Origin of the sequence: Capnocytophaga sp. oral taxon 332 str. F0381 (assembly GCF_000318275.2) — a bacterium.
Classification (GTDB): domain Bacteria; phylum Bacteroidota; class Bacteroidia; order Flavobacteriales; family Flavobacteriaceae; genus Capnocytophaga; species Capnocytophaga bilenii.
The window spans coordinates 4,696-5,458 of record NZ_KB291280.1 but is presented as its reverse complement, the minus strand read 5'-3'; the positions used below and the strand labels follow the sequence as shown (position 1 = coordinate 5,458).

Here is a 763-nt window from a genome sequence, read left to right as displayed (position 1 = left end):
GGTAAAACGCCAAGGGTATTTAATGATAACCTCCCTCCATATATGAGTTGAAAGTTTATTGTTTCTGATCTCCTCTTGAGTTTGTTGCGGCATACTATTTTGGTATTGTTGTGCAGTGGTTTCTCTTGACCAATCCCTTACAATGCTTATTTCTGGCACTTCCATTATCCTATGGAAAGCCTCATCTCCTTCTACAATATATTCTTTTGCTTGATATTCACCAACTAAAATAACATTAGCTCCATCTAAATAGAGCAATACCTGTCCTGCAGGCAATACTGCAATTTTAAAATCATAATAGCTGGTATCGCCAAACTTGTCAAGATAACCTTCTTGAAACAACTTAGTGATACGAGGCACATCTAAATCAAAAGAACCTGAATAAAACTTATTCTCTGCATACGAAAACCAAGTAATCTGCATTTTTACAGGGATAGGACGATCCCATTCTCCTACGATATCTGTTCCTGAGTCGTGGAACAAACTTGCTCGTAAGCTTTGACCCGAAGGAATATATTCCCTTTCTCCATTATCGTAAATGAATGCACCATCTACTATTTCTGTTGTATATCCTTCATCTCCTGTGGTTAAAATAAGCCATTGGTATTTTTTTGTCATCTTATTCATTATTTTTGTTATAGAATGTTTTGCTTTACTAAGTTTCCAAGATACATTCTTTCTATAGTAAACGAGTGTTCCTATCAGAAGCACTATAATGCCTATTATTACATACTTTTTCATAATTTATCCTTGTAAAATGTCT

1 protein-coding gene is annotated in these 763 nt (G+C 34.9%); it reads right to left on the bottom strand.

The window, feature by feature from the left end:
• Positions 1–741 (bottom strand): DUF2931 family protein (locus HMPREF9075_RS03370; protein ID WP_009415096.1); only part of this gene is annotated, 741 nt, incomplete at its 3' end.
• Between the last annotated feature and the right edge of the window lie 22 nt (positions 742–763).